General features: G+C 46.4%; 1 protein-coding gene. It reads right to left on the bottom strand.

Translation table 11 applies throughout. The annotated features are described in order from the left end of the window. Positions 1 to 694 (bottom strand): VCBS domain-containing protein (locus tag L4D20_RS24275; RefSeq protein ID WP_428804124.1); only part of this gene is annotated, 694 nt, incomplete at both ends.

Raw genomic sequence — 694 nt, 5'->3', positions numbered from 1 at the left:
GCCATCCTCTTCAACCTCAAACGTACCATAGTCATTGGTTACCGTATAAGGTTCTACCTTAGCCTCACCCGTATCTACATCCTGAATACTAAGTTGACCTTCAGCGACTTGTTTACCATCAATGTCTTCTTTAACCCTACCGCTGTCATCGCCAACCGTAGCACTGTCATTCGTACCTTTAACAACCACACTGATTGTGCCAGTGTCTGTTCCATCAAACGACGTAACCTCAAATTCCAGCGGCACTTTCTCTCCCGCAGGAAGCGCTTGAACTACCGCACTGTCATTGTTGATGGTGAACTTCCAACTGCCATCCTCTTCAACCTCAAACGTACCATAGTCATTGGTTACCGTATAAGRTTCTACCTTAGCCTCACCCGTRTCTACATCCTGAATACTAAGTTGACCTTCAGCGACTTGTTTACCATCAATGTCTTCTTTAACCCTACCGCTGTCATCGCCAACCGTAGCACTGTCATTCGTACCTTTAACAACCACACTGATTGTGCCAGTGTCTGTTCCATCAAACGACGTAACCTCAAATTCCAGCGGCACTTTCTCTCCCGCAGGAAGTGCTTGAACTACCGCACTGTCATTGTTGATGGTGAACTTCCAACTGCCATCCTCTTCAACCTCAAACGTACCATAGTCATTGGTTACCGTATAAGGTTCTACCTTAGCCTCACCCGTATCT

Source organism: Vibrio kyushuensis (assembly GCF_050337325.1).
In the GTDB taxonomy this organism is placed as follows: Bacteria; Pseudomonadota; Gammaproteobacteria; order Enterobacterales; family Vibrionaceae; genus Vibrio; species Vibrio kyushuensis.
Note: the sequence above shows the minus strand (reverse complement) of the source record. Positions and strands in the feature narration are given on the sequence as shown.